Annotated in this window: 25 protein-coding genes; 16 read left to right on the top strand and 9 right to left on the bottom strand. The window is 63.2% G+C overall.

Annotation, left to right across the window (positions count from 1 at the left end; genetic code table 11):
- The first annotated feature begins 126 nt into the window (after positions 1-126).
- Positions 127-636 carry a hypothetical protein gene (locus FJ039_09465; GenBank protein MBM4406390.1) on the top strand — a complete coding sequence of 170 codons (510 nt, stop codon included), beginning with the start codon at positions 127-129 and terminating at the stop codon, positions 634-636.
- 238 nt (positions 637-874) lie between these two features.
- On the opposite strand, the gene FJ039_09460 is transcribed toward FJ039_09465, so the two are convergent.
- Positions 875-1777: an LLM class F420-dependent oxidoreductase gene (locus FJ039_09460; GenBank protein ID MBM4406389.1), complete on the bottom strand. Its 903-nt coding sequence runs from the start codon at positions 1775-1777 to the stop codon at positions 875-877.
- A gap of 134 nt (positions 1778-1911) precedes the next feature.
- Between FJ039_09460 and FJ039_09455 the strand changes: the two genes are divergently transcribed.
- Positions 1912-2619: a hypothetical protein gene (locus FJ039_09455; protein MBM4406388.1), complete on the top strand. Its 708-nt coding sequence runs from the start codon at positions 1912-1914 to the stop codon at positions 2617-2619.
- 18 nt (positions 2620-2637) lie between these two features.
- On the opposite strand, the gene FJ039_09450 is transcribed toward FJ039_09455, so the two are convergent.
- Positions 2638-3669, bottom strand: a complete 1032-nt coding sequence (locus FJ039_09450) for a D-2-hydroxyacid dehydrogenase (GenBank protein MBM4406387.1) — start codon at positions 3667-3669, stop codon at positions 2638-2640.
- A 556-nt stretch (positions 3670-4225) separates the two neighbouring features.
- Between FJ039_09450 and FJ039_09445 the strand changes: the two genes are divergently transcribed.
- The 7 genes from FJ039_09445 (at position 4226) to FJ039_09415 (ending at position 11223) form a co-directional block, all read left to right on the top strand.
- Entirely contained in the window at positions 4226-5728 is a 1503-nt protein-coding gene (locus FJ039_09445; GenBank protein ID MBM4406386.1) for an ABC transporter substrate-binding protein, read from the top strand.
- A gap of 185 nt (positions 5729-5913) precedes the next feature.
- Positions 5914-7071: an acyl-CoA dehydrogenase gene (locus FJ039_09440; GenBank protein MBM4406385.1), complete on the top strand. Its 1158-nt coding sequence runs from the start codon at positions 5914-5916 to the stop codon at positions 7069-7071.
- 92 nt (positions 7072-7163) lie between these two features.
- Positions 7164-7775: a hypothetical protein gene (locus FJ039_09435; GenBank protein ID MBM4406384.1), complete on the top strand. Its 612-nt coding sequence runs from the start codon at positions 7164-7166 to the stop codon at positions 7773-7775.
- 3 nt (positions 7776-7778) lie between these two features.
- Complete coding sequence (locus FJ039_09430; GenBank protein MBM4406383.1) at positions 7779-9284, top strand: hypothetical protein; 1506 nt, start codon at positions 7779-7781, stop codon at positions 9282-9284.
- A gap of 225 nt (positions 9285-9509) precedes the next feature.
- Positions 9510-9770 carry an AbrB/MazE/SpoVT family DNA-binding domain-containing protein gene (locus tag FJ039_09425; protein MBM4406382.1) on the top strand — a complete coding sequence of 87 codons (261 nt, stop codon included), beginning with the start codon at positions 9510-9512 and terminating at the stop codon, positions 9768-9770.
- 5 nt (positions 9771-9775) lie between these two features.
- Complete coding sequence (locus FJ039_09420; protein ID MBM4406381.1) at positions 9776-10159, top strand: type II toxin-antitoxin system VapC family toxin; 384 nt, start codon at positions 9776-9778, stop codon at positions 10157-10159.
- Between the two features lie 47 nt (positions 10160-10206).
- Positions 10207-11223, top strand: a complete 1017-nt coding sequence (locus tag FJ039_09415; GenBank protein MBM4406380.1) for a 3-phosphoglycerate dehydrogenase — start codon at positions 10207-10209, stop codon at positions 11221-11223.
- A 6-nt stretch (positions 11224-11229) separates the two neighbouring features.
- Here the strand turns inward: FJ039_09415 and FJ039_09410 are convergent, their stop codons facing one another.
- The gene (locus FJ039_09410) at positions 11230-13920 is read right to left on the bottom strand and encodes a valine--tRNA ligase (GenBank protein ID MBM4406379.1); all 2691 of its coding nucleotides are present in this window, start codon (positions 13918-13920) and stop codon (positions 11230-11232) included.
- Positions 13921-14040: 120 nt separating this feature from the next.
- Between FJ039_09410 and FJ039_09405 the strand changes: the two genes are divergently transcribed.
- The gene (locus tag FJ039_09405) at positions 14041-14625 is read left to right on the top strand and encodes a glycerol-3-phosphate acyltransferase (protein ID MBM4406378.1); all 585 of its coding nucleotides are present in this window, start codon (positions 14041-14043) and stop codon (positions 14623-14625) included.
- A gap of 9 nt (positions 14626-14634) precedes the next feature.
- Here the strand turns inward: FJ039_09405 and FJ039_09400 are convergent, their stop codons facing one another.
- The gene (locus tag FJ039_09400; GenBank protein MBM4406377.1) at positions 14635-15171 is read right to left on the bottom strand and encodes an ester cyclase; all 537 of its coding nucleotides are present in this window, start codon (positions 15169-15171) and stop codon (positions 14635-14637) included.
- On the opposite strand from FJ039_09400, the gene FJ039_09395 reads away from it, so the two are divergent.
- From FJ039_09395 to FJ039_09375, 5 genes are all read left to right on the top strand, one after another.
- Positions 15074-16366, top strand: coding sequence for a CoA transferase (locus FJ039_09395; GenBank protein ID MBM4406376.1), 1293 nt, complete (start codon positions 15074-15076; stop codon positions 16364-16366). The genes FJ039_09400 and FJ039_09395 overlap by 98 nt on opposite strands.
- On the top strand, positions 16363-17577 hold the full coding sequence (locus FJ039_09390; GenBank protein ID MBM4406375.1) for a CoA transferase: 1215 nt from the start codon (positions 16363-16365) through the stop codon (positions 17575-17577). Before FJ039_09395 ends, FJ039_09390 begins: the two co-directional genes overlap by 4 nt.
- 85 nt (positions 17578-17662) lie before the next feature.
- On the top strand, positions 17663-18556 hold the full coding sequence (locus FJ039_09385; GenBank protein MBM4406374.1) for a 3-keto-5-aminohexanoate cleavage protein: 894 nt from the start codon (positions 17663-17665) through the stop codon (positions 18554-18556).
- A gap of 2 nt (positions 18557-18558) precedes the next feature.
- Positions 18559-18999, top strand: a complete 441-nt coding sequence (locus tag FJ039_09380; GenBank protein ID MBM4406373.1) for a hypothetical protein — start codon at positions 18559-18561, stop codon at positions 18997-18999.
- The gene (locus tag FJ039_09375) at positions 18999-19424 is read left to right on the top strand and encodes a pyridoxamine 5'-phosphate oxidase family protein (protein ID MBM4406372.1); all 426 of its coding nucleotides are present in this window, start codon (positions 18999-19001) and stop codon (positions 19422-19424) included. Before FJ039_09380 ends, FJ039_09375 begins: the two co-directional genes overlap by 1 nt.
- Here the strand turns inward: FJ039_09375 and FJ039_09370 are convergent.
- Genes FJ039_09370 through gcvT form a run of 5 tightly spaced genes read right to left on the bottom strand, consistent with a single transcriptional unit; the run spans position 19421 to position 24988 of the window.
- Positions 19421-20641 carry a mechanosensitive ion channel family protein gene (locus FJ039_09370; GenBank protein MBM4406371.1) on the bottom strand — a complete coding sequence of 407 codons (1221 nt, stop codon included), beginning with the start codon at positions 20639-20641 and terminating at the stop codon, positions 19421-19423. The genes FJ039_09375 and FJ039_09370 overlap by 4 nt on opposite strands.
- 12 nt (positions 20642-20653) lie before the next feature.
- Positions 20654-22111, bottom strand: coding sequence for a glycine dehydrogenase subunit 2 (locus tag FJ039_09365; GenBank protein MBM4406370.1), 1458 nt, complete (start codon positions 22109-22111; stop codon positions 20654-20656).
- Positions 22101-23417: an aminomethyl-transferring glycine dehydrogenase subunit GcvPA gene (locus FJ039_09360; GenBank protein ID MBM4406369.1), complete on the bottom strand. Its 1317-nt coding sequence runs from the start codon at positions 23415-23417 to the stop codon at positions 22101-22103. The genes FJ039_09365 and FJ039_09360 overlap by 11 nt, the downstream gene beginning before the upstream one ends.
- A gap of 10 nt (positions 23418-23427) precedes the next feature.
- Positions 23428-23814, bottom strand: coding sequence for a glycine cleavage system protein GcvH (gcvH, locus tag FJ039_09355; protein ID MBM4406368.1), 387 nt, complete (start codon positions 23812-23814; stop codon positions 23428-23430).
- 16 nt (positions 23815-23830) lie between these two features.
- Positions 23831-24988 (bottom strand): glycine cleavage system aminomethyltransferase GcvT, encoded by a 1158-nt coding sequence (gene gcvT / locus FJ039_09350; protein ID MBM4406367.1) that lies wholly within the window; start codon positions 24986-24988, stop codon positions 23831-23833.
- Between the two features lie 111 nt (positions 24989-25099).
- Between gcvT and FJ039_09345 the strand changes: the two genes are divergently transcribed.
- Positions 25100-25510 carry a hypothetical protein gene (locus FJ039_09345; GenBank protein ID MBM4406366.1) on the top strand — a complete coding sequence of 137 codons (411 nt, stop codon included), beginning with the start codon at positions 25100-25102 and terminating at the stop codon, positions 25508-25510.
- Positions 25511-25846: the final 336 nt, after the last annotated feature.

Below are 25846 nucleotides of genomic sequence, written 5' to 3'. Positions count from 1 at the left end.
ACGGAGCCGCCGACTGCCGATCTCCCCCGCCGAGGCCTCGAGTTCGGCGCGCGCGCCCTCGCCCGCGTGGTCGGCGGCGCCCACTAAGCCAAACAAATCAGAAAAAGCCGGAGGCCTTGAGCCGTCATGGCGATCGTGGATGTGCTAAAGGTCTTTAACGCTCTCAAGAAGCAAGGTGCTATTGATGAGTTTATGCTCTTCGGGTCAGTCGCAGCGATGGCATACACTAGGCCTTTCTTCACTCGCGATATTGACATCGCTGTTGCTGTGAAGGGCGGTGACCGGGCGTTCCTAGGCCTGTTTAAGCAGCTCGCTAAGTTTGGAAAAATCCAAGGACGTGCTGTGGTGATACAGGACACTCCGGTTGAGGTTTTTCCGGCAAACATCAGCCCGATAATCCAAGATGCCTTGGAAGCCCCGGATGTCAAGCAAGTGGAAGGAATTACCGTCAATGTGGCAAAACCAGAGCATCTCTTGCTCGAAGCCCTGCGAGTGCACCGCAGTCAAGACAAAGCTCGGGTACTCTTGCTCGATGAAGTAGTGCATCAGGATACTCTGCGCAAACTATTTAAGAGGCTAGACCATGACGGCACGCTCGCAAGGCGTTACCAAGCTCTTACACAAAAAGCTCCTTGAGGATCAGAGGCGTAGGGCAGAAGCGGAGCGGCGTTTATCTTTCGCCGAAAAGCTCAGGATCCTCGATCAACTGATAGCGGCGGGTCCGCCAAAAGTGGAGCCCTCAAGCCGAAAGGGCGCAGGTTCCTGACTGCCGCTCCCCAGTCTCGGTTCCTCGGTCCCTACTCTCTTCGCCTCTGTGCGCTCTGTGTCCTCATTGGATAATCTCTTCCCCAACCCCTGCTCTCGCTCCTTGGACCTATCCCTTCGCCTTCGGCATCACCTTCTCCGCGAACCACGCCATCCGCTTCAGCGTCTCATCCACGCCGATGGTGAAACCGCCCACGTTCACGCCGCAGGTGCTCACGCCGGCCTTCGCCCATGCCTCCACCTGCTTCAGCGCATCCTTCGCGTCCGGCCTCCCGCCGTCGAACGTCACCGCCGCGCTCCCGCCCACGAGCGTGATCTCCCTCTCCTTCCGCCCCTCCTTCGCCAGATATCGTCGTAGCACTTGCCGCCACTCCAGCGTCTGCTCCGCGTTCGCGCCGATGATGTGCCACCCATCGCCGTAGCGCGCCACGCGACGCATCGCCGCCTCAGAGGCCCCGCCGATGTGGATCGGCGGGTATCTTTGCGTCGTCTTCCCAGGGAAGTACGCCTCTTTATATGAGTAGTACTTCCCTGTGAACTGCTCGTCGCCCCGCCAGAGCGCATTGATTAGCGCGATCCCTTCATCCGTGTACGCCCCGCGCTCCTTGAAGGGCGCCTTCAAGAAGGCGAACTCGTCCTCCATCCAGCCGACTCCGATGCCGAGGATAAGACGCCCGTTGGAGAGACGGTCCACCGTTGCCGCCTGCTTCGCCACGATGAAGGGGTTGTAGTACGGCAGCACGATGAGCCCGCTCCGCAATCGGAGCCGCTTGGTATGTGCCGCCACAAAGGCCAGCGTAGTGAAGATATCCAGGTTCACCTGAGTTGGGTCTATCGGCAGAACGCCGCCCGGCAGGTACGGATACTTCGCCCTTGGCCGCTTGGGGTACATGAAGTGCTCGCCGATGCTGATTTCGGCATACCCCATCTCCTCCGCCGCCTTCGCAACCTGCACCACGTTTTCAGTTGTGGCGTGCCTCCCCATCCACGGGAACGGCGCGATGAACTCCATATCGCTTCCCTCCAGTGTCCAACGTAGGGGAAGGCCTCAAGCCATCCCATCTCCCGCGACCCCTGGGATTGTATCAGGGCATCCGCTGGCCGCACGGTGGCGGCAGGCCTGGCTTCGTCGTATTCTGGATAGATATGACTACCGTCACGGAAGTCTTCACCAAGGATGCCGCGCTCCTAGGGCGGGAGCCGGAAGCCGCCTTGCGCTTCAAAGCCGATCTGGCACAGGGCATACCCTGGCTCACAGCGCTTCTGGAGGCCATAGAACGGTGGGATCTCCACGCCGAGGTCGTTGGCGATCGCTTTTACGTCTACCTCGTCGCCGATGAGGCGCTGGATTGGCTCGTCCTCGCCGAACGCCTCCTCGCCTCCGTCCAAGGCCTCGTCCCAGTAGAGGAGACTGAAGCGCTGCTGCTCTACGGTCGCCTCCCCTCACCCCTCAGCGCCGATGACTTCCGCCGGCTCATCGGCCCTGCCAAGCATCGTGCCGTCACCAATTTTTGGTACGGCATCTCCGTGGAAGAAGCCATCCATCTAGCCGTGGAACGTGAGGTCCGCAAGTCCCGCCGAGCCTCCGGCAAGCCGGAGGAGACCCGGCTTGATGAAATCGTCTATGAGCGCATCTATGGTGCAGCTCAGGCAGAGCTCATCAAGCGATTCTGTGAAGAGCGGAAAGAGAAGCCCCCCGCCGAGATGTCGCTCACGCTGATGAAGGAGTTCACCTACTGGCTCTTCAAGCTGCGCCTCAAGTCCAGCGACCCGGCCCGCCTCGCCAGCGATACCAAGAAAGGCCTCGACCTTCTCCGCTCTCTTGGCCAAGGTGCCCTCTACGGCATACCGTAGCCTCTAGTACCCAAGCCTCTAGTACCCAGCCTTGGGGTCTACCCGGTTCAACAGCGCCTCGCCCCTGATGTAGCGGCGCAAGTTCTCACAGAAAAATGCGCTGGAGCGCTCCTCATGACGGATATAGCCGCCTGAATTGTGCGGCGTGACAAAGACATTCGGCATGCGCCACAGGGGGCTATCGCTCTCCAGCGGCTCCGGGTCAAAGACATCCAATGCCGCGCCCCCAAGATGGCCGCTTTGCAGCGCGGAGATAAGGGCCTGTTGGTCCACCACGCCTCCGCGCGCCACATTCATGAAGTAGGCGCCTCGCTTCATCGCCGCGAACTCCCCTTGGCCGATGAGCCTCTGGCTCTCCTTTGACAGGCTCACAGAGACAAGGACGTAATCGCATCGGGTCAGCATTTCCCGGAGTTGGCCCATTGGGTAGACCCGCTCGATGTTGGGCAGCTTCTCACCCGGCGTGTACGACCTTCGCGCCGCGATGATCCTCATGCCGAAGGGCGCCGCCCGCCTGGCCGTCTCCCCGCCGATGTGCCCCGGCCCCACGATGCCCAGCGTCTTCCCCTCCAACGAATCGTTCATCATCCGCCGCCATTCGCCCCTCCGCTGGGCCTCCACCCGCTCCGCCATGTGCTTCACATGCATGATCATGTAGCCCAGGACAAATTCGGCGATGGGCGGCGCGTTGACGCCGCTGCTGTTGCTGAGCAGGATGCCCCTTTCCAGGATGCCCGTCTTTTGCAGATAGTCCACCCCAGCGCCATAGACCTGGACCCACTTCAGCTTGGGAGCCAGCTGGAGGATATCGTCCGGCAGGCGGACACAAAAGATGACCTCCGCCTCGGAGAGCGCGGCAAAAAAGGCGTCGCTGGTGGGCAAAGGCAGACCGCGGTCCTCCGGCTTGCGCAACGAGAGTATCCAATCTGTCACCATGGGGTCCACGTAGAGCGCGCGCGTTACCCGGACCGATGGGTCAACGGCGGCGATCCGCTGGGCCTCATCATCAGTGGCGCCCTGATGCGCTACCAGAACGTTGATCGTCGGCATATCCCACCTCTGCAGATGGCGCGGATTATACAGGGATGCGGACTCCTTTTCGGACCCGGAGACGCAGTGATCGCCTCCCGACGCTCGCCCCGAGCGTCCTTCAAGCGGAGCAGCGCAGATGGAGCGGTGCAATCAGGTTGACAACTGATGTCCTGTACCGTAGAGTCGCGCCACCGCGAAGAGCGTAGGTCAAGGAAAAACGCCAAAGAATCGCTCCCTAAGGAGGAGATGAGGCATGACAAAAGTGAGGAAACTTTCGGTCCTGGTAAGTCTCGCCATCGTGTTGATGCTCGTCATCAGCGCTTGTGGCGGAGACGAGGACCCCACAGCTACACCGAAACCCACTGCGGCGCCCACGGCTACCTCTGCCCCGCGACCAACAACACCCCCGACTGCCGCCAGCACAGTGGCCCCGGCCCCTACAACGGCTCCCGGAGCGCCCACTGCCACGCCCGCCCCCACGGCCACACGCGCGCCGATCCCCACCGCAACACTGGCGCCCACGGCTCCTCCTCCCACAGCGGGCCCCACCGTCAAGAGAGGTGGCGTCCTTCGCGTGCGTGATATCCGAGAATGGGCCCCCGTTTGGGATACCTGGAACAGCGTCGGCGGCTTCGTGCCCTTCGTCCAGAACATCTGGAGCAACCTTGTCCGCTACGATTTCGATAGCAACAGCAGGATCGTTCCCGACCTTGCGACTGAATGGACTGCCGCTGCCGATGGGATGAGCTACACCTTCAAGATCCGGCAAGGCGTCACCTGGCATGACGGCAAGCCCTTCACCGCGGAGGACGTGGTCTGGAACCTGAACCGCGGCATCAACCCTCCCGATCCCACCATCGGCTTCAACCGCACGAAGTTCGCCTCCGTGCAGTCCGTTGAGGCTGTGGATGCCCGCACGGTGAAGGTCACCATGCGGCGGCCCAGCGCCTCCTTCTTCCCCAGTGTCGCCGCCTTCTCCGTCCTCATGTACCCACCCCACATCCAAGCCGCGAAGTTCCAGGAGACCCCGGTGGGCACAGGCCCATTCAAGTTCGGAACCTGGGAGCGCAACAACAAGACCGTCCTGCAGAAGAACGATAAGTACCACTTGACCGATGCCGGCGGCGGCGCCCTCCCCTACCTTGACGGCATGGAGATCTTCGTCATCGCAGGCGACCCCGCCCTCGCCTATAGCGCCTTCCGCACCGGCCGCCTGGATTGCGGCTGCGGCCATGACCATGACTTCGTCACCATCAACTCCGACCGCATCAAGCAGGAGTTCCCCGGCGCCCAGGTCTCCCTCGTCTTAGCCGATCAGTTCAACCTGATGTTCAACATGGAAAAGAAGCCGTGGGATGACGTCCGCGTCCGGGAGGCCTTCAGCCGGATGTTGGATAGGCGGGCCCTTCTGCTCCTCCCCCGCGGAGGCTTCGGCAGATTCCCGCCCCATCACATGCCTTCGCCAGAGGTGAACGGCCAGTGGGGTCTGCCCGATGCGGAGATACTCAGATTCCCCGGCTTTGGTTCCTCCTACAGCGCAGAGGTAGCCGAGGCAAGAAAACTTCTCGCCGCTGCAGGCGTGGATCCCAAGACGTTGAACCTCACCTTTTTAGGCATCATCAGCCCTAACGTTGACCCCTACCACATCGCCGCCCACTCGCTGCTCCTCAACAACAGCGGCGCGAACATCAGGCTGGTCCAAGAAGCATCAACCCAGTTCAATAGCTCCCTCCTCGCGAAGGGCTGGGACATCTCCATGACCACCGGCGGCACCTCGTACGACGACCCAAGCGCCATCTTTGTTGACTACATCGTGAGGAACTCGGCTCGCAATAGGGCGAACCTCAACTACGGCGTGGAAGACTTAGTCGCTCAGCAAGAGGGAACGCTCGACTTCACCAGGCGGCGCGACATCGTCTATGAGATCCAGCGCAAGCTCATTCGGGAAGCCACCCTCATCCCCACCGTTTACCAGGTGGACGGCTGGGTTACCCATGCCCATGTGAAGGGCTGGCGTGCGCCCTTTCAGTCGGTCGGCCCCCAGAACCGCATGGAGCGCGTCTGGTTCGATAGGTAAGCCTCTCCCTCCTCGGCTTGACGGAAAGCCCGCCCAGGTAACCTGGGCGGGCTTTCTTTTATCCTAGACCCCTCTGCTGACTGGTGGTTTGAGCTAAATCAAGTGCACAGCACGCCGCAGGTCGGCTGGCCATCGCGATAGGCGAGTGTGCTACACTTTGGCCCGATTTACTCCAGGAGACTATCGTGGACCTTCGCCCCGGCCCCATAGAAGAAGCCTTCCGCAAGGAAGTGCGCGCCTTCCTCGATCAAGAGTTGCCCCCCGACTGGCCCGCCGCCTATCAGGATGATAGGAAAAAGAAAAGCGCTATTGAAAAGAGCTTTCGGAAGAGGCTCGCCGCCAAGGGCTGGCTCACCATGGGTTGGCCCAAGGCCTATGGCGGCCAGGAGCGCTCCGTCTTGGAGCAGATGGTCTATAACGAAGAGCTAGCCAAGCGCAAAGCGCCGCCGGGCCGCAGTATGGGCGTCATGTGGGTCGGCCCCCTTATCCTGCGCTACGGCATGGAAGAGCAGAAGCAAACCCATATCTCCCGCATCGTGGCCGATACGGTGAACTGGTGCACCCTGTACAGCGAGCCAAACGCCGGCTCTGACCTCGCGGGTCTGCAAACGCCCGCCGTGGCGGACGGCGACCACTTCGTCGTGAACGGCCAGAAGATATGGACCAGCGGCGGCCACGAGGCCGATTGGGGCCTGCTGGCGGCCCGCACGGACCCCCAGGCAGAGAAGCACAAGGGCATCAGCATGATCCTGCTGGATATGAAGACGCCCGGCGTCCGCGTGAAGCCCCTCTACGACCTCACCGGTGACCATCACTTCAATGAGGTCTTCTTCGATAACGTCCGCATCCCGCGCTCCAACCTCCTGGGGACGCTCCACGGCGGCTGGTACCAGATGGCCTACGGCCTCCAGTTCGAGCGCTCGTGGATCGCCCAAGTGGTGATGGCGGAGCAGGTCTTTGAAGACCTCCTCAAGTACGCCAGGCAGAACGGCATCGAGAAGGAGCCTATCCTTCGCAGCAAGCTTGCCGAGATCAAAGTCCGCCTCGGCGTTGCCCGCATGCTCTCCCTCCGCGTCGTCTGGATGCAGTCTAAAGGCGGCAGCCCCTCCTATGAATCTTCCATGGACAAGGGCTTCACCAGCGGCCTCCTCCAGCAGATGTCTCAAATCGCCATGGAGCTGCTGCGCGAATACGGCCAGCTGGAGCGCGGAGAACGCCGCGCCCCGTTCAAAGGCGAGATGCAGCATAACCATCGCCTCTGGATGGGTTGGACCATCGCCGGCGGAACCTCGGAGATCCAAAAGAATATCATCGCCCTTCGGGGACTGGGACTGCCAAGGTAGCTCTCTCCGCACTGCCTTCGCTTGTTGCGTCATGACCGCTGTCCTATACTCCGCCCACTGCTTCGCCCAACTGAACTGAAGGAGACTGCCTCATGCTTCTCGAACAGCTCCGCGCGCGCGTCATCGCCTCCGCCCTTAGGTGCGATAGAGCTGGCCTCACCGTCGGCACCCAAGGCAACTACAGCGCTCGAGATAAGGAAACCGGCCTCATCTGCATCACGCCCACCAGCTATCCGTACGAAAACATGAAACCTGAGGACATCGTCGTCGTGAAGGACGAATTGACCATCGTGGAGGGCCGTCTGAAGCCCTCCACGGATACGGACGTCCATACCTATATCTACCGCGCCCGTCCCGATGTTATGGGCATATGCCACACCCACGCCCGCTATTCCAACGTCTTCGGCGCGGTGGGCATGGATATCATGCCCGTCCTGGGCACAGCCCAGCAGCTGGCCGGCGGCGTGGTGAGGGTGCTTCCCTTCACCCACTTCGGCACGGAGCAGGGCCAGCACTCCATGGTGGACGCTTTGAAGGACCGCCGGGCCGTGGTTCTAGGTGGCCACGGCCTCACGTGCATTGGCCCATCCATAGAAGTGGCGACGATGGTGAACATGATGACGGAGGAGAACGCCCACGTCTATTGGATGGCCCTCCAGATCGGCAAGCCGATCCGCGTTCCGGAGAAGATCACAAGGATCTAGCCGATGCCGCCCTGCCTGGTGGCGATAGACTTCGGCACTGGCGCCGTCCGTAGCGTCGTCTTTGACTTCGCGGGCCGGGAGTTAGGCTCGGCCTACCAGGAAATCGCCTATAGCAGTGTCCCAAATGTTCCCGGGGCCACGGAGTTCGATGGCGCGGCCATGTGGGCAACCATCGGCAAGGTGGTGCGCCGCAGCATCCGCGATGCGGATGCTAAATCAAGCGATGTTGCCGCCGTCTCCACCACCAGCCAGCGCCACGGAATAGCCATTGTCGGCAAGTCGGGCGAGACGCTTTACGCCGCTCCAAACCGCGACCCCCGGGGCCGCACCGAGATGGCTCCCAAGGCTGACGCCTTCGCCTATGGCATCAATGGGCGTTGGCCCTCGCCGATTATGGCCCCCTATCGCATCAAGTGGTTCGCCAAACACCAGCCACAGCTCCTGGACAACGCCGCGCACCTCCTTTGCCTGAATGATTGGGTGGCCTATCAGCTCTCCGGTAATGCCGCCCTTGCCGATTCCGGGGCCGCCGAAACGCTCCTTGTAGATATCCGCATAGGCGGCTGGTCCAAGGAGTTGGTCAGTCACTTCAAAGTCCAGCAATCGCTCCTCCCGCCCATCGTGCCGGGCGGCTATCGCATCGGTGGCGTGACCCAAGCGGCGGCCAAGGTCACAGGCCTGCGCAAGGGGACGCCCGTCATCGCAGGCGGCGGCGATTCCCAGTGCGCCCTCGTTGCCTGCCGCGCCGTCTCTCCAGGTGATATCGCCATCGTCGCAGGCACCACTATCCCCGTGATGGGTGTCACAGGCGAGCCGCTGCTGAACGAGGCAAGCCACTGTTGGACGGGCCTCCATGTTCCACCCAAGCAGTGGGTGCTGGAGAGCAACGGCGGCAACGCAGGCATCCTTTTTCGATGGTATCGCGATCAGTTCGGTCGGCCTACCTCTCCCAAGGGCGACGCCTATGGCGATCTTGTGAAGGCGGCGGCCCGCATTCCCCCGGGCTCCGGCGGCATGAAGGCCATCATGGGCCAGGCGGTGATGGACCAAACCAAACCCTACACCATGACCAAGGCCTTCCTCTTTGCCCCGGACTCTCCCGCTCCCTTTGAGACGGCCATCACGAAAGCCCATCTCACCCGAGCGCTCCTGGAATCCATCGCCTATGTCATCCGCGGCAATGAGCGCCAGGTCCGCGAAAGTACCCCTAAAGCGGGCCAGGCCACAGCGATGTGCGGCGGCCTCGCTCGCAGTAACACGATTCTCTCCATCGTCGCCAATGTGTTGAATAGGCCTATCTCCAGGCCGGAGACCTCCGAGCCTGCCGCGCTCGGCGCGGCGATCTGCGCGGCAGTAGGCATCGGCCTCTGCAAGGATTTCTCGGAAGCCGTGGAGCGCATGACCGATATCCGAGTGGCCGCAATACCCGAGAAGAACGCCGCTGCCCAATATGACGCCCTCTACGCTCGCTGGCGCACCCTGGCCGATAGGCTCGCAACCTGGGGATAGCCGATCCTTCTCTAGAACACGCTTGCGAGATGTGGCACATTCCGTGTGAGTGGCACTAAATATTGACAGTGGCACAAAACATGCTATAGTGGCAATATCCGAATACAATCGCCACGTCTACCGGAGCACGCCATGGCTAAGAAACCATTCCGATACACAACCGAAAAAGAGGGCAAGGGGGCCCATGAGAAGGTCTCTATGATACGGGAGGCTGGCGCCACTTACATGGCCGCCAGAGAGGCTGAGGTCCACGTAGGTCCTCAGGGACGCCTGGTGATACCCGCAAAGCTGCGCGAACTGCTGGGCCTCTCTCCCGGGGATTCCCTCCGCGCCCGGGCTGAAGATGGCCGCCTGGTCTTTGAGAAGCGGGATCACGTGCTCGCCCGGCTCAAGGATCGCTTCAAGGCTGTGCCTAAGGATGTTACCCTGGTAGACGCCCTCATAGAGGAGCGCCGCGCTGAAGCTCGGCGGGAGCGTTCTTCGTGAGTGTTATCCCGAAGCTCGTGCTGGATGCCTCCGCCTTGCTTGCCGCTCTCCACGGCGAGCAGGGCGGAGCCGATGTAGAAGCGCGACTGCATGGCGCGGTGCTGTCCAGCGTCAACTACGCTGAAGTGGTGCAGCAGTCTCTCGCGCGGAACGTGGACATCAACGGCTTTCGGGATGACCTGGAGGCTCTTGGCATCATGATTCTCCCGTTCTCCATCGTAGACGCTGAGCGCGCCGCAACGATGTGGCCCGTCACCTCCAAGTTCGGCCTCTCCCTTGGAGACCGCGCCTGCCTTGCCCTGGCCTTGCGCCTCGGCCTGCCAATCATCACAGCCGACCGCATCTGGGGCAGGCTGCAGCTGGGTGTGGAAGTTCGCCTCATCCGGTGATAGCCTGACAAGGCTGATTTTCCGGCCTTTGGCCTAAAAGGAACTCCATGTCCAAGCTCTCTGTCCTCATCACCGCGCGCTTCGATCCCAAGGCCGCAGATCTGTTCGCCCACCGCGCCGGCGTTGACTTCCAAGATTGGTCCAAGCGCGAGCGGCGCGGCTACACCGTTGACGACCTTGCCCCCATCCTCAAGGGAAAGCGTATCTTTGTCACGGAGATTGACCGTGTGAACGATGATCTGCTTGCCCGCTGCCCCGACCTCCGCGTCGTCATTTCCTGCCGCGGCAGCCCCGTCAACGTGGATATCCCCGCCTGCACCAAGCACGGCGTCCTTGTCCTTAACACGCCAGGCCGCAACGCTGAAGGCGTCGCCGATCTTGCCGTCGGCGGGATGATCGTTATGGCGCGCAGGGTTATCCCCGCAGCCAATCTCACCAAGCAGGGCGGTTGGGCTACCAACCAGGGCAGCGTCTACTTCGGCTTCCAGGGGAGTGATCTGAGCGATGCCTCTATCGGCCTCGTCGGCCTTGGCGCAGTGGCCAAGGCTGTCGCACGACGTCTGCGCGGCTTCGGCGCGCGCATCCTGGCCTGCGACCCCTACGCCCCCGATGAGACGTTCAAGCAGCTTGGCGTCATCCGTGCAGACCTGGCGACTGTGGTGAAGGAGGCCGATTTCCTCTCGATCCACGTCCATGTGACACCGGAGACCAAAGGGATGATCGGCAAGGCCCAGTTCGCGATGATGAAGCCGTCGGCCTTTCTCATCAACACCGCCCGCTCAGGAGCCGTGGATACGGAGGCGATGGTGGAAGCCCTCAGGACAAAGCGCATCGCCGGAGCCTTCCTGGATGTCTTTGATAAGGAGCCCGTCGCCGCCGATAACCCCTTGTGCGCCCTGGATAGCGTCGTCATGACGCCCCATATCGGCGGCTCCACGCCAGGCCAGACCAGGGAGCAATCGCGCATCGTGGCCGATCAGCTCATCGCTATCCTGGATGGCAAACAGCCGCCGCACATGGTGAATCCGGAAGTTGCGGAGAAGGCGCTGAAGGGGCTGGCCTAGCCCTCTCTACCCCAACTCCTTTAGCCGCTCCCGCATCTTCGCCAGCTTCTCCTGATACTCCGTCAGCCGCGCCCGCTCCTTCTCCACCACTGTCGCCGGCGCCTTGGAGGTAAAGGCCTCACTGCCCAGCCGCGCCGAAAGCTTCTCTGTCGCCTCCGCAAGGCCGGCAAGCTCCTTCTCCAGCTTCTGCCGCTCCGCCCCGGTGTCCACGAGGCCGGTGGTGGGGATGATCACTCGCATCGCGCCCAGCACGGCCACTCGCGCCCCCTCCGGCGTCGGCGCGGCATGGCCGTCGCCGTAGACCTTCACCGGATTGGCTCGCGCCAGAGTCGCCACGGCCTCTCGATGCGTCTCCACCAGCGGCTTATGCGTCGCCGCATCCACGATCGCCTCCACCTGCCTCATCGGGTCCAGCTTCAGCTCGGCCCGGGCGTTGCGGATCGCCGTGATCACGTCCATCAGGATGCGCACATCTTGTTCCGCGTCGTCGTCAATGTGGAAGGCGTTCGCAATGGGGTACGGCGCGACCATGATGGAAGCGGGCCGCGAGCTGTCCGATGGGAGCCGCGTCACAAGGGACTGCCAGATTTCCTCAGTCACAAACGGCATGAAGGGATGCAGCAACCGTAGCGTCTGCTCCAGCGTGTGTGCCAGCACCGGCAGCGGCGATTGCTCCCTCGGCCCCTTGAGCCGGGGCTTGCTCAGTTCGATATACCAATCGGCATATTCGCTCCACAGGAAGTCGTAGATCTCCCGCTGCGCCTCGCCCAGTTGGAACTCCTCCATCAGTTGGTTCACCTTCGCCGTCGTCCGGTTCAGGCGGCTGAGGATCCAGCGGTCCTCCAGCGGCAGCTCCGTGCCGATGGGCCCGATCTTCCCGCCCGCCTGGTCAATGCTGCTTATCACGAATCGCGCCGCGTTCCATATCTTGTTCGCGAAGTTGCGGCTGTTCTCCAGCTTCGTCGTTGTCAGGCGGGCGTCGTTCCCCGGCGAAGTGCCGGTGGTGAGGGCAAAGCGCAGGGCGTCCGTTCCATACTGGTCAATAACGTCCAGCGGGTTGATAACGTTCCCCTTCACCTTGCTCATCTTCTCGCCGTGCTCATCACGGATCAGGCCGTGGAGGTAGACCGTGCGGAAGGGGACCTCCCCGGTGTTCTGGATGCCCATCATGATCATCCGGGCCACCCAGAAGAAGAGGATGTCATAGCCCGTCTCCATCACCGCCGTGGGGTAGAAATACTTCAGGTCGTCCTTCTGCTCGGGCCAGCCCAGCGTCGAATGGGGCCAGAGGGCTGAGCTGAACCAGGTATCCAGTACATCGCTATCCTGGTGGATCTTCGGTGACCCGCACTCCACGCACGCCTTCGGGTCCTCCTCTGCCACCGTCTTGTGTTTGCACTCGTCGCAATACCAGACGGGGATGCGGTGCCCCCACCAGAGCTGGCGGCTGATGCACCAATCGCGGATATTCTCCATCCAGTTCAGATAGACCTTGGTGAAGCGCTCCGGCACGATCTTTATCTGCTCGTTCGCCACCGCCGCATGGGCCCGCCCCGCGATGCTCTCCACCTCCTCATGATTGCCCACCTTCACGAACCACTGCTTGCTCACGATGGGCTCCACCGGCACGCCCGTGCGCTGGCTGTGGCCTACGGCGTGGCTGTGCTTCTCGATCTTCTCCAGGAGGCCAAGCCGTTCGAACTCGGCGACGATATTCTTCCTCGCCGCGAACCGGTCCTGGCCATTGAACGGCCCGCCGTGCTCGTTGATCGTGGCGTCCGGGTTCATCACATTGATGAACGGCAGCCGGTGGCGCGTGCCGATATCGAAGTCCGTCGGGTCGTGGGCGGGCGTCACCTTCACCGCGCCTGTGCCGAACTCCCGGCTCACGGCGTCGTCGCCCACAATGGGGATCTCTCGCCCGATCACCGGCAGCTTCACCTTCTTGCCGATGAGCTTCTTATAGCGCGGGTCCTCCGGATGGACGGCCACCGCCGTATCGCCCAGGTAGGTCTCCGGGCGTGTCGTCGCGACCACAACGTGGCCCGACCCATCGGCAAGGGGGTACTTGAAGTGCCACAAGCTCCCCTGCACATCCTTGTGCTCCACCTCCAGGTCGGAGAGCGCCGTCTTAGAGACCGGGTCCCAGTTAATGATGCGCTCGCCCTGGTAGATCAACCCCTTGTGATAGAGTTCCACAAAGGTCTTGCGGACGGCCTTGGAAGGCCCTTCCTCCATCGTGAACTGCTCCCGCGACCAATCGCAGGATGCCCCAAGGCGCTGGTGCTGTTCGCTGATGCGCCTTTTGGACTGCAGCACCCACTCCCACACCCGCTCCAGGTATTTCTCCCGCCCCAGCTTGTTGCGGTCCAGCCCCTCTTTCGCCAGCTGGCGATCCACCACAACCTGCGTCGCGATCCCCGCATGGTCGGTCCCGGGGAGCCACAGGCTCGGGTCGCCCTTCATCCGATGCCACCGTATCAGCGCATCCTCGATGCTTGCCGTCAGCGCGTGGCCGATGTGCAGCTCCCCGGTGCAGTTCGGCGGCGGCATGATGATGGTGAACGGCTTCTTGCCCTTCTGGATCTTGGGCTTGAAATAGCCCCTCTCCATCCACGTCTTATACAGCCGCTGCTCAACCTTCTGAGGCTCGTAAACCTTAGAGATGGCGGCGGGCTGCTCGTTCGCTTGCGTCATGCGACAAACTCCAGGAGGGAGGGGATGCCGAATTGCGAGATTTATTGTATCCTATCAGGGTGATAGCAGCGAGTGCTCACCAGCGCTCCTCCTCTCATAAATCCCAACAGGGCGTGACCCGTGACACTCTTCGCAGCCGTTCCTCTCGCGATCTTCATTGGCTATCTCCTCGGTAGCCTCCCCTTCGCCTACTGGCTCGGCCGGCTCAAAGGCGTGGATATTAGGCAGGTCGGCACCGGCAATCCCGGCGCCGCCAATCTCTTTCGCAAAGTCAGCAAAAAGCTCGGCGTCCTCGCCGTCTTTCTGGATGCAGGGAAAGGCGCCTTCGCCCTCGTTATGGGCCACTGGCTTGGCCTCTCGCCAAGCTTAGCGGTCCTGGCGGGCGTGGCCGCCATCGTCGGCCACCTCCACTCACCCTTCCTCCGCTTTCGCGGTGGAGCGGGCCTCGCCACCGTTGTCGGCGTTGCCCTTGTCGCCTCGCCCGTCTCGTGGCTTGCGGGCCTGGCCGTCGGCCTTCCCTATATCATCATCCGCCGCAACACCGGCTGGGGCGTCGGCGCGGGCCTCCTCGTCTTCATCCTCGTCGCCGTCCTTCGCGATGTGGACTGGCAGGTCATCATGGGCATCTCCCTCATCTGTGCCGCCCTCGTCGTTCGCGCCAAGATCGTGGAGGCCATGCCCCGTCAGCCTCTGCGGCAGGTCTAGCGGGCATCCTTACTTCCCGGCAAGCTGTCGTCGCCAGTCTTCTACGTCCACTTCCACCCACGCCTCCGCGAGTTTGTCTTCCTCCACTCGGAAGATGTTTATCCAAGTAACCTTGAACTTCTTCCCGCGCGGCGGCAACCCCAGGAATGGCCCGCCTGTGTGCGTCCCTGTGTCATAGGCTCGCACAACCACCTTGTCGCCTTCGGCTATCAGGTCTTCAAAGTGCGTTTTGATATCAGGGAAGGCCCTGCGCTGAAGCTGAGCCGCCTTTTTGATCCCTGCAGGCCCCGTGACTTCAAGGTTGAGCTTGTTGTGGCTTATATACCGCTTTGCGATCGCCTCATCGGCCACGGCCAGGTTTCCCCTGTTGTAGACCTCGTCCAGGAATCTGCGTACCAGTGCCTTGTTGCGTCTTGCCGGCACAAGAGACTCCTCCCGCAAGTGGGTAATGGGGAGCAGTATCACTCTGACGCCCGGCTTGTTGCAAACCGCTAAGATAGTCGGCGCTATGAGCCCTCGGCCATTCCTCGCAGGCACCCTCGTCATCGAGCTCGGCGAAGTCTACAGCGCCCCGTTTGCCGGGAAGCTCCTGGCCGACCTGGGCGCCGATGTCATCAAGATCGAGTCCCTTCCCAAAGGCGACCCCGCTCGCTCCATGCCGCCCTTCGCCAGATCGCCTTCCCCCGGCGCAGGCCCCCGCGATACCAGCCTTATGTTCGCTTGGCTCAACGCTAACAAGCGCAGCGTCGCCCTGAATCTTCGAACGATTACCGGGCGCAAGCTCCTCAAGGGGCTCCTCGCCAAGGCAGACATCTTCCTTCACAACAAGCAGCCGAAAGACCTGGAGGCCCTAGGGCTGACCTACGAGGAACTTCACGCCCAGTTCCCCCGTCTCGTCGTCGCCTCCGTCACCCCCTATGGGCAGACGGGCCCCTACCGCAACCGGAAGGCCTATCCCTCCACCGCCCTGCACATGACCGGGGCCAGCTGGTACACCCCCCAGCACGTAGACGCCCTCGATGAGCCTCCCCTGTCGCTTCCCGGCCGCCCTGCCGCCGTCATGGGCGGCCTTGCTGTGGCGATGGGCGCCCTCACCGCCATCGTCTCGCGAAAGGTCACCGGCCAGGGCAGCCATGTGGACGTCTCCGAGACCGAGTCCGTGATGCCGACCCAATCCACACCCGTCAACCGCTTCTCCTTTGACGGCATGGTGGAGCCACGCAATGAGCGCATCTACGGCATCGGCCCCTTCGATTTCTTCCGCGTCAAGGACGGCTGGACCAGCATCTTCTTGGTGCAGGACGCCCACTGGAACCGCCTGGTCAAGCTCATGGGCGACCCGGATTGGTCCAAGGACCCCATCTTCAAAGACCGGCGCACCCGGGCGCAGTACAAGGAAGACGTCACGGCGCTCATGCAGCCCTGGCTCCTGGAGCAGACGAACGAAGACTTCTACGTGAAGGCCCAAGCCGCCGACCTGCCCATCGGCCCGGCGCGCACCATTGATAAAACCCTTACCGACCCGCAGTTCGTCAGCCGCCGCATCTTCCGCAAGGCGCGCCATCCCGCAACGGGCGATATGGCCTACCTGCGCCCTCCCTATCTCACCCCCAGCCTCCCCTGGCAGACGCCCGCGCCTTCGCCGCGCCTGGGCCAACACACCAGCGCCGTCCTCATGTCCACCCTCGGCCTCTCACGCCGCCAGCTCACGACCCTTGCCGCCCAAGGGGTCATTGCATGAGCAGGCTGCCCCTCTCCCACATCCGCGTCCTGGAGCTTGGCACCGCCATCGCCTCGCCCTACGCCACCTCCCTCCTTGCCGATGCCGGCGCGGAGGTCGTCAAGATCGAAACGGAACGCCGTCCCGATAACCTGCGCCACAACTTCCCCATGCTCGATGGCGTCGGCGGCGTGAACCGCAGCTTCTACTTCAACATCATCAACCGCAACAAACTCGGCCTCACCATAGACCTCCTGCACCCGGAGGGCCGCGCCCACTTCCTCAAGCTCGTCGGCATCAGCGATGTGGTCATAGAAAACTTCGCCGCAGGCACCATGGAGCGCATGGGCGTCCCTTATGGCGAGCTGCGCAAGGCCAACCCCGGCATCATCCACGTCTCCCTCTCCGGCTTCGGCGCCACAGGCCCCACCAGGAACTACGTCGCCTATGGGCCGCTCCTGGAGTCGGTGGCCGGCTTCGCCATGCTTGGCGGCTACGAGGGCGGCCCGCCCTCCAACTCCGCCTTCGTCTACACGGATTACGTCTCCGCCCTCTATGGCGCGATGCTGGCCCTCAGCGGCCTTGCCCGCCGCCAGGAGACCGGCCAAGGCGCCTATTTCGACGTCTCCCAGGCTGAAGTTACCTTCAACGCCATCCCGGACGCCTTTCTTCAGTACGCCGTCAACGGCTCCATCCCAAAGAAGAAAGAGAACCGCGACGAGTTCATCCCCGTCCACGGCGTCTATCACTGTAAGGGACTTGAGCAGTGGGTCACCCTCGGCGCGCGCACGGAAGAGGAGTGGGCCGCTCTCTGCAAAGCCCTGGGCGATCCCGCCTGGGCCCAGCGCCCGGAGTTCGCCACGCCCGCTTCGCGCGTCGCCCATCAGGCCGAGCTGAACAAGCTCATCGAAGCCTGGACCCGCCGGCACACACCCCAGGAGGCGACGGATATCTTGCAGCAGCACGGCGTCGCCTCTGCCCCCGTCTACAACATCCAGCAGGTCTATGAAGACCCCCACCTCCGCGAGCGTGGGATGTGGCAGGAGATCGTCCACCCCGTCATCGGCAGGCGCCCCGGCTACGCCTCGCCCGCCTTCATCCACGGCGCCTCCCGCGAGATCCGCAAAGCCGCGCCCCTTTGGGCGGAGGACAATACCCGCATCTACGCTGAACTGCTCGGCATGCCCCCGGCTGACATCACGCGGCTGACCGAGGCAAAGGCTCTGGTCTAGCGGGGACTCTTCGCCGCTGTTTCCTCTTTACACGCCCCATCCCTCATGCTACCATCCCGCCACTTTCCCGCCAGGTTGGTTCCCCATGAAAAAGCTCATCATCGCCGTCGGCCTCAACGAGAACGTCACCCGCGAGCAGAACCCCAACGTCGCCCTCTCGCCTGAGGAGATCGCCGCCGATGTCGCCGCCTGCGTCGAAGCCGGCGCCTCCGTCATCCACCTCCACGGCCGCGACCCACGCACCGGCGCCCCCCGCCTCAACGACCCGGACATCTACCTCCGCATCTTCCGTGCCATCCGGCGCGTGGCCGATATCCCTTGTTACCCCACCTATCTCACCATCCCCATGCCGGAGCGCTACCGCCATGTGGAGGCCCTCGCCCAGGACCCCCTGTGCCGTCTGGAGATCGCCCCCATCATCGGCGGCTCCGTCAACATCATCAAAGTGGACCCGGCTACCAACAAGTTCGTCGGCCGCACGCTGGACGATACCGTCCTCCTCGACCCATGGTCCGCCATCATGCACCACATGGAGTTCGCCAAGAAGCACGATCTCTGGGTCTCCCATGACATCTTCGAGCCCGGCATGGTGCGCAACGCCATCACCCTCTGGAAGATGGGGCACTACCACCGCCCCTCCCTCCTCAAATTCTTCCTGGCGGAGAACCACCCCTTCGGCTTCCCGCCGGAGCCGCGCTACCTGGAGGTCTTCGCCGGCATGATCCCCAAGGACATGGACTGCGAGTGGCTCTTCCTCCCCTTCGGCGTCAACTACCAGTCCGCTCTCGAATGCTGGACATGGGCCATCGCCAATGGCGGTCACGTCCGCGTCGGCCTCGGCGATAACCCCGGCGGCCCCGGCTACCTCCCCACGAACGCCGAGCGCGTCCGCGAGATCGCCTCCCTCGCCCGCAGCATGGGCCGCGAGATCGCCACCGTCGCCGATGTGCGCGCCCGCTTCGCACCCATCAAGAAGTAGCCATGCCCGATAGTGAGCTCCCCCTGCCGCCCGATGTCCTCGCCTTCGTTCGCGCCAACCCGCGCACCTTCCTCATCTCCCGACGAAAGGACGGCTCACCCACCGGCCATCCCATGCTCTGCCTCATCGGCGAAGGGCGCATCCAGTTCAGCACCTATCGCAAAAGCGCCAAGGTCCAGAACTTCCAGCGCGACCCCACCGTCGCCTGCCTTGCCACCACCAGATACGACGACCCATCCTTCAAGGCCGCCATCGTCCGCGGTCAGGCCCGCCTTCGCGAAGGTCTCGAGCTTCCCACCCGGGAGACTCCAGAGACAAGCTCCTGGGTCTCCAAGGGCGTCTCCAGCCGCTCCAAGGAACGTCTCGCCAGCGGCAAACGCATCCTCCTTGAGATTCTCCCGTCTGAGGCAGCCATGCTGACGGATGTGAGGAGGAAGCGATAATGCCCCGCGAAAGCATCGCCCTCACGCACGATGAGCTGGTTGCCTTCGCCTCGAACGAGCGCTGGTGCGTCGTCGCCACCAACGATGAGGATGGCGGCCTCTGGGCCGATGCCGCAGCCTGCTGCGTGGCCGATGGGACCTTCTACTTCCGCCTGCCCAGGGAGACCCGCGCCTTCGCCAATATCCTCAAGGACGACCGCGTCTGCTGCATCCTGGAGCGCGCCCCCGCCTACTACGAGATCAAAGGCGCCTCCATCCACGGCAAGGCCTCTATCGTCATCAACGGGATGCTCCTCGGCTCCCTCATCCCGCTCCTGGAGCGCGGCGGTGATCCCGTCTCCGCGGGCGCCCGCGGAGACGTCTACTCCCTGCCCCTGACCGATGTCGCCAGCTTTGACTTTGCCAAGATCAAGGCCAAGGTCTAGTCCCCGCCGTCGTCATCCTCGTCGGCCCTGTTCCCATACGTCCCCACCTTCCCCTTGATCGGCCTGCCGCGATACGTTCCCTTCGGCTCGTCATCGCCCCCAGGCTCCGGCGGGGGCGGCGGCTCCGTGAACAATCGTGGCGCGGGCGCGGGCGTCCCGTTCTGCGGGAACATCAGCTTGCGCACCGGGTAGTTGATCTCTATCCCTTCCGCCGTGAACCGCTTGTGCAGGTCCCGGATAAGCGCGCTCTTCATGCGGAAAGAGCCGGGCCTGTCCGTCGCCCGCATGACGCAGTTGAACGTGATGTTGGAATCGCCGAAGGAAGAGAAGATGACCCGCGGCTCAAAGCTCTTGTCTGCCTCGGGCATCCTGTCCCGGATGGCCAGCATCACCTCCAGCGCCGTCTGCTCCACCCGGGCCAGGTCGCTCTCATAGCTCACGCCGCACTCCGTCGGCACGTTGATGGCCGGGAGAGGCTGGTTGTAGTTCGTGATGACACTGTCCGCCAGCTTCGCGTTCGGGATGACCACGATATTGTTCTGCGGCGTCAGCAGCTTCGTGATGCGCCAGCCCACCTCCTGCACCGTGCCCACCGGCCCCCCGCTCACCTCGATATAGTCCCCCGGCCGTAGCGACCCGTCCGAAAGGACATACGTCCCGGAGATGAAGTTGGAGAGCGTCGGCTGCAGCGCCAGGGCCACCGCCAAGCCGCCGATGCCCAGAGCCGCCAGCAGCGGGCTGATCGAGATCCCGATGGACTGAAGGACAAAGAGGACGCCTATCGTCAGCGTTGTGATGCTCACGATGCGCTTGATGATCGGCAGCGCCTGGTCGTCCCACTTCGTCTCCGTCTTGGAGGCCACCTCCTGCCCGTACCATGTGATCGCCGCTTGGAGCAACCGGCTCAACAGCCAGAAGGCGATCGCGACGGATGTTGCCAGCCACGCCTTGTTGAGTTCGTCTTCAGCTTGGTCCAGGGCGGAGAGGCCTTGGAGCGCGCTGAACGTCCCCTGCACCGTGATGAAGAGGATGATGGGTGTCGAGAAGGCGTGGAGCAGCAGGTCGTCTATATTCGTGCGCGATTTCGCCGTCAGCTTCCGGATGAGCGGAAAAACAACCTTGGAAACGACCCGCCCTGTGATGTAGGAGGCGATGAAGACTCCCACCGCATAAAGCGCTTCGTACAGGATATGGCCGTGTATCGCGTCAGGCACCATGATGACCTCTTGCTATGCAGGCTTCCGGCCGCCGCGCCACCGCAGGTCGGGCTGCCGCGCCGCCCGCGCCTCGTCCAGCCGTCCCACCGGCGCATGGTGCGGCGCCTCATGCAGCAGCGCAGGCGTGGCCGCCGCCTCCTTCGCGATCTGCTCCATCGCCTCGATGAAGGCGTCCAGCGTCTCCTTCGTCTCCGTCTCCGTCGGCTCCACCATCAGCGCCTCCTCCACCACCAGGGGAAAATACATCGTCGGTGGGTGGTAGCCATAGTCAATCAGCCGCTTCGCCACATCCAGCGCTCGCACGCCGTGCCTCTTCAGGTGCGTCGGCGAAAAAACGACTTCATGCATGCAGCGGCGGTCATAGGCCAGGCCGTAGGTCGCCTTCAGCTTCGCCTGGACATAGTTCGCGTGCAGCACCGCGTTCCCGCTCACCTCGCGCAGGCCTGCCGCCCCCAGCATCCTGATATAGCAATAGGCCCGCACCAGATTGCCGAAGTTCCCGTGGAACGTGGAGATGCGCCCAAAGCTCTTGTCCGGCGTCTCCAGCTGGTAGCGCCCGTTCCTGAGCGTCACCACCGGCGTCGCGCAGAAGGGCGCAAGCTCACGGCTCACGCTGATCGCGCCCGAGCCCGGGCCTCCTCCCCCGTGCGGCGTCGTGAACGTCTTGTGCAGGTTCATGTGCACCACGTCGAACCCCAGCTGGCCCATCTTCACCCGCCCCAGGAGCGCGTTGAAGTTCGCCCCGTCGCCGTACACATACCCCCCTGCCATGTGCACCATCCGGCAGATCTCCACGATATTCCTATCGAAGAGCCCCAGCGTGCTGGGCAGCGTGATCATCAGCGCCACCACGTCTCCCGTTGCCAGCGCCTCCTGCAGCCTCCCCAGGTTCATGTTCCCGTCGCCGTCCGCAGGCACGGAGACCACCTGGAAGCCGCACATCGCCGCCGTCGCCGGGTTCGTCCCGTGCGCCGAATCCGGGATGATTACCGTCTTCCGGTGCCCCTGGCCCTTCGCCCGCAGTGCAGCGCGGATCACCTGCATCCCCGCATACTCCCCGTGCGCCCCCGCCACCGGCGGCAGGCTGCACCGGTGCAGCCCGGCGATCTCCGCCAGCATCTGCTGCAGCTCGTGCATCAGCTGGAGCGCGCCTTGGGAAAGCTCCCCATCCAACAGGGGGTGGATGCTGGCAAAACCGGGGTAAGACGCCGCATCCTCGTGCAGCTTCGGGTTGTACTTCATCGTACAGGAGCCTAGCGGGTAGAAGCCCGTGTCCACTCCGTAGTTCAACTGGCTAAGGTGCGTGAAATAACGGACGATCTCCGGCTCACTCACCTCCGGCATCGGCAGGTCGTCCCGCAGGTAGCGCCTCTCCGGCAAGGCCGCCTCCGGCACATCGCACTCCGGCAGCGTCGTCCCTCTCCGCCCGGGCTGGCTCCGGTCCATCAGCAGGCGGCGTTTATCTTCCATCCGCCGCCTCCCGCAAACCTTCGATGAGCGAGTCAATTTCTGCCTTCGTGTTCACCTCGGTGACACAGACCAGCATCCTGTTCGGCGTCCCGGGACTGCTGATATCCAGCCCGCCGACGATCTTCCGCGCCCTGAGCGCCTTGTTGATCTCCGAAGGCGCAGCCGGGCACGTGACGGCGAACTCTTTGAAAAAGACGCCCTCCGTGGCGATGGCATAGCCGGGTATCTTGGCGATCTGCGCCGCCGCGTAGTGCGCCTTGTGGTAGCACAGCTCCGCCACCCGCCGCATCCCCCACTTGCCCAGCGCTGCCATGTAGACCGCATTCGCAATGGCGATGAGCGTCTCGCTTGTGCAGATATTGGAAGTGGCCCGCTCCCGGCGGATATGTTGCTCCCGCGTCTGCAGCGTCAGCACATACCCGGTCTTCCCCTGCCCATCCACCGTCTTCCCCACGATGCGCCCTGGCATCTGCCGCACATGCGAAGCTTTGCACGTGAAGATGCCCACATACGGCCCCCCAAAGCTCATCGGCACCCCCAACGGCTGTCCCTCCGCCACCGCGATGTCCGCCCCGTAGTCCCCTGGCGGCTTGAACAGGCCCATCGCGATCGGGTCTGTGGCAACCACCAAGAGCGAGCCGTGGCTGTGCGTCGCCTTCCCCAACCGGTCCAGGTCCTCCATAGCTCCGGAAAAGTTGGGGCTCTGCGCCAGAAGGCAGGCGATCTCAGGTCCGCCGGCCGCCGTCGCCGTCTCCACCACCTCAACCTCCACGCCCTGCGGCACCGCATACGTCTCCAGCACGGCGATATACCTGGGAGAAACGGTGGCAAGCGCCCGCACCTTCGCCCGCTTTGTCAGGCGGCAGGCCATCAGCGCCGCCTCCGCGAAGGCCGTCGCGCCGTCGTACATCCCCACATTCGCCACTTCCATGTTCAGGAGCTGGCAGCAGAGCGTCTGGAACTCGTACGAAGCCTGCAGCACCCCCTGGCTGATCTCCGGCTGGTAGGGCGTGTAGGCCGTCAGGAACTCGCTCCGCTTCACCAGGTTCCACACCACTCCCGGGATGAAGTGGCGGTACGCGCCTCCGCCCAGGAAGTAGCCCCACTCGTCGCCGCTGGCATTCTTCGCCGCCAGGCGCTGCAGCTCTCGCTTCAGCTCAAGCTCGGAGAGCGGCGGTGGCAGGTTCAGCCCGGGATCGCGAAACTCCTTGGGGATATCGGCGAAGAGCGCGTCAACTCTCTCGACGCCGATGGTGTCGAGCATCGCCCTGCGGTCGCGCTCCGTGGTGGGTAGGTACGGGATCACGGCTATCGCGTCACGTCGTCTCTTGGAGGAGCAGGTCGTAGGCCTTGGAATCCATCAGGCTCTTCAGTTCACCCGTATCGCGCGGCTTCACCTTCACCATCCACCCCTGGCCGTAGGGGTCCGTATTCACAAGCTCCGGCGAATCTTTCAGCGCCGCGTTCGTCGCGATGATCTCCCCGCCTATGGGCGCAAAGAGGTCGGAGACCGCCTTCACCGATTCGATTTCTCCGAACTTCGTGAACTGCGAAAGCCCCTTCCCCTTCTCGGGCAGGTCCACATAGACCACGTCTCCCAGCTGCTCCTGGGCATAGTGCGTGATGCCGATGGTCGCCGTCCCATCTTTCTCCATGCGCACCCATTCATGCTCTCTCGAGTATCGAAGCTCTGGTGGGTTCATGCCTGCCGCGCTCGCCTTAGGCTATCCGCTTATAAAAGGGCAGCGGGACGATCTCCACCGCCACCTTCGTCCCGCGCACGTCAACCGTCAGCCGCGTCCCCGGCTTCGCCAGTTCCCGCGTCATATACCCCATCCCGATATTCGCCTCCAGCGTCGGCGAAGGCGATCCGCTCGTCACCACGCCCACGGCCCTTCCTTCGTGAAAGAGGCTATGCCCATGCCGGGGCGCAACTCCCTTCTGCACGGCGCGGAAGCCCGCCAGCCGCTGGCTCACGCCTCGCCTCTGCGCCTCGTGGATCGCGCGCGCCCCGATGAATCCCTCGTCGCTCCGCACGTATCGCTCAAGCCCAGCCTCGATAGGATTCCTCTCCAGGCTGATGTCATTCCCATGGAGCGGCAGGCCCGCCTCCAGGCGCAAGGTATCCCGCGCCCCTAGGCCGCAAGGCATCGCCCCCGCCTGCAGCAGCGCCTCCCACAGCGCGACTCCCTGCGAAGCGGCGACAACGATCTCGATTCCATCCTCGCCCGTATACCCCGTGCGCGTCACCAGCGCCGGGACGCCCTTCCAGCGGAAAAGGCCTCCGCCGAACCGCTTCAGCGCGCCGAACGATGCCCCGAGCACGGCCGAGGCCCCCTCGATCGCCATCGGCCCCTGCGCCGCGATCATCACCGTCGCCGTCGTCTCATCTTCGAGCGATGTATCGGCATGGCCGACCAGTCGCGCCCGCTCGCCGGCCAGGTGCTTCAGCACCGCCTCGCGATTCGAGGCATTGCAGACCAGGTACCAGCGGCCTGCCTCTTGCCGGAGGGCCACGACATCGTCCAAGATGCCGCCGTTCTCAAGGCACATCAGCCCGTACCGCGCGCGCCACTCCGCTAAGGCTGGCACGTCTGAGGTCATCAGCCGGTGCAGTAGCCTTCCGGCATCGGCTCCCCACAGGCGCACGCGTCCCATGTGCGAAACGTCAAAGATGCCCCACGCGCTTCGCACCGCCCGGTGTTCGGCGATGATGCCCCCATACTGCACCGGCATCTCCCACCCGGCAAAGGGCACCAGCTTGGCCCGAAGACGCACATGCGCCTCATGCAGGGGCGTCTTCGAAAGGAGCGCAGGTGTAGTCACGTCGTGATCTGCCCCACGGCCGCAGATTCGTTTGGCTGCGAAGTATACCATAGCCCTGTGCGCCGCTTTTCATGAATACCGCATGTTGTGGGCCTGCACGCCGAACCCTTACACACCCTTGACTCTTCCTCCTCCACTCCGTACCCTTGCGATGATTCGCTCATGAAAACCGCCTACACAAAACCCCTCCCGAATATCACGCCGGAAGCCCGTCCCTTCTGGGACGCCTGCAAACAACACAAGTTCGTCCTGCCCAAGTGTCGCGCCTGCGGCAACGTCTGGTTCCCTCCCTATCTCCAGTGCAACCGGTGCCTCTCCCCTGACCGAGAATTCGTCGAAGCCAGCGGCCGTGGCGTCATCTGGGGCCGCATCGAAATGAACCAGCCCTACATCCCCGCCTTCGTCAACGACCTCCCCTACGTCGTCGCCCTCATCCAGCTGGAAGAAGGCCCTTTCCTTTACTCCAACATCGTCGGTCTCCCGAACGATCGGATCACCATCGGCATGCCCGTCCGCGTCGTCTTCGAAGACGTCACCCCGGAAGTCACCCTCCCTAAATTCCGTCCCGCCTGATCCGCTCACACCCGGGCACATCTCCTACCTCCCTGCTCCTTGCTCCTCCTTACCTCTGCGCCCTCCGTGGTAGACCCTCTTGTCCTCTCCCCACTTGACGTTAGTACTTATCATTGAAGTAGAGGAACGTATGGCGATACACCCTCAGCCTATGCCACAGAGTTCTGCAGAGCGGCCCCGTTGCGGGACGCCGCGCCGAATGGTACCCGGCGCTCAGCCCCCGCATCGCACTCGCACTTGGCCTAGGCCCACGCGACGAAGGAAGATCGTACGATCTGTCCGTCTTGGACGACTCACAAGCGGGCGTGACCGGCTGACCGATGTCGCCGAGGGCAC

This window comes from Chloroflexota bacterium, assembly GCA_016875535.1.
GTDB lineage: Bacteria > Chloroflexota > Dehalococcoidia > SHYB01 > SHYB01 > VGPF01.
Note: the sequence above shows the minus strand (reverse complement) of the source record. Positions and strands in the feature narration are given on the sequence as shown.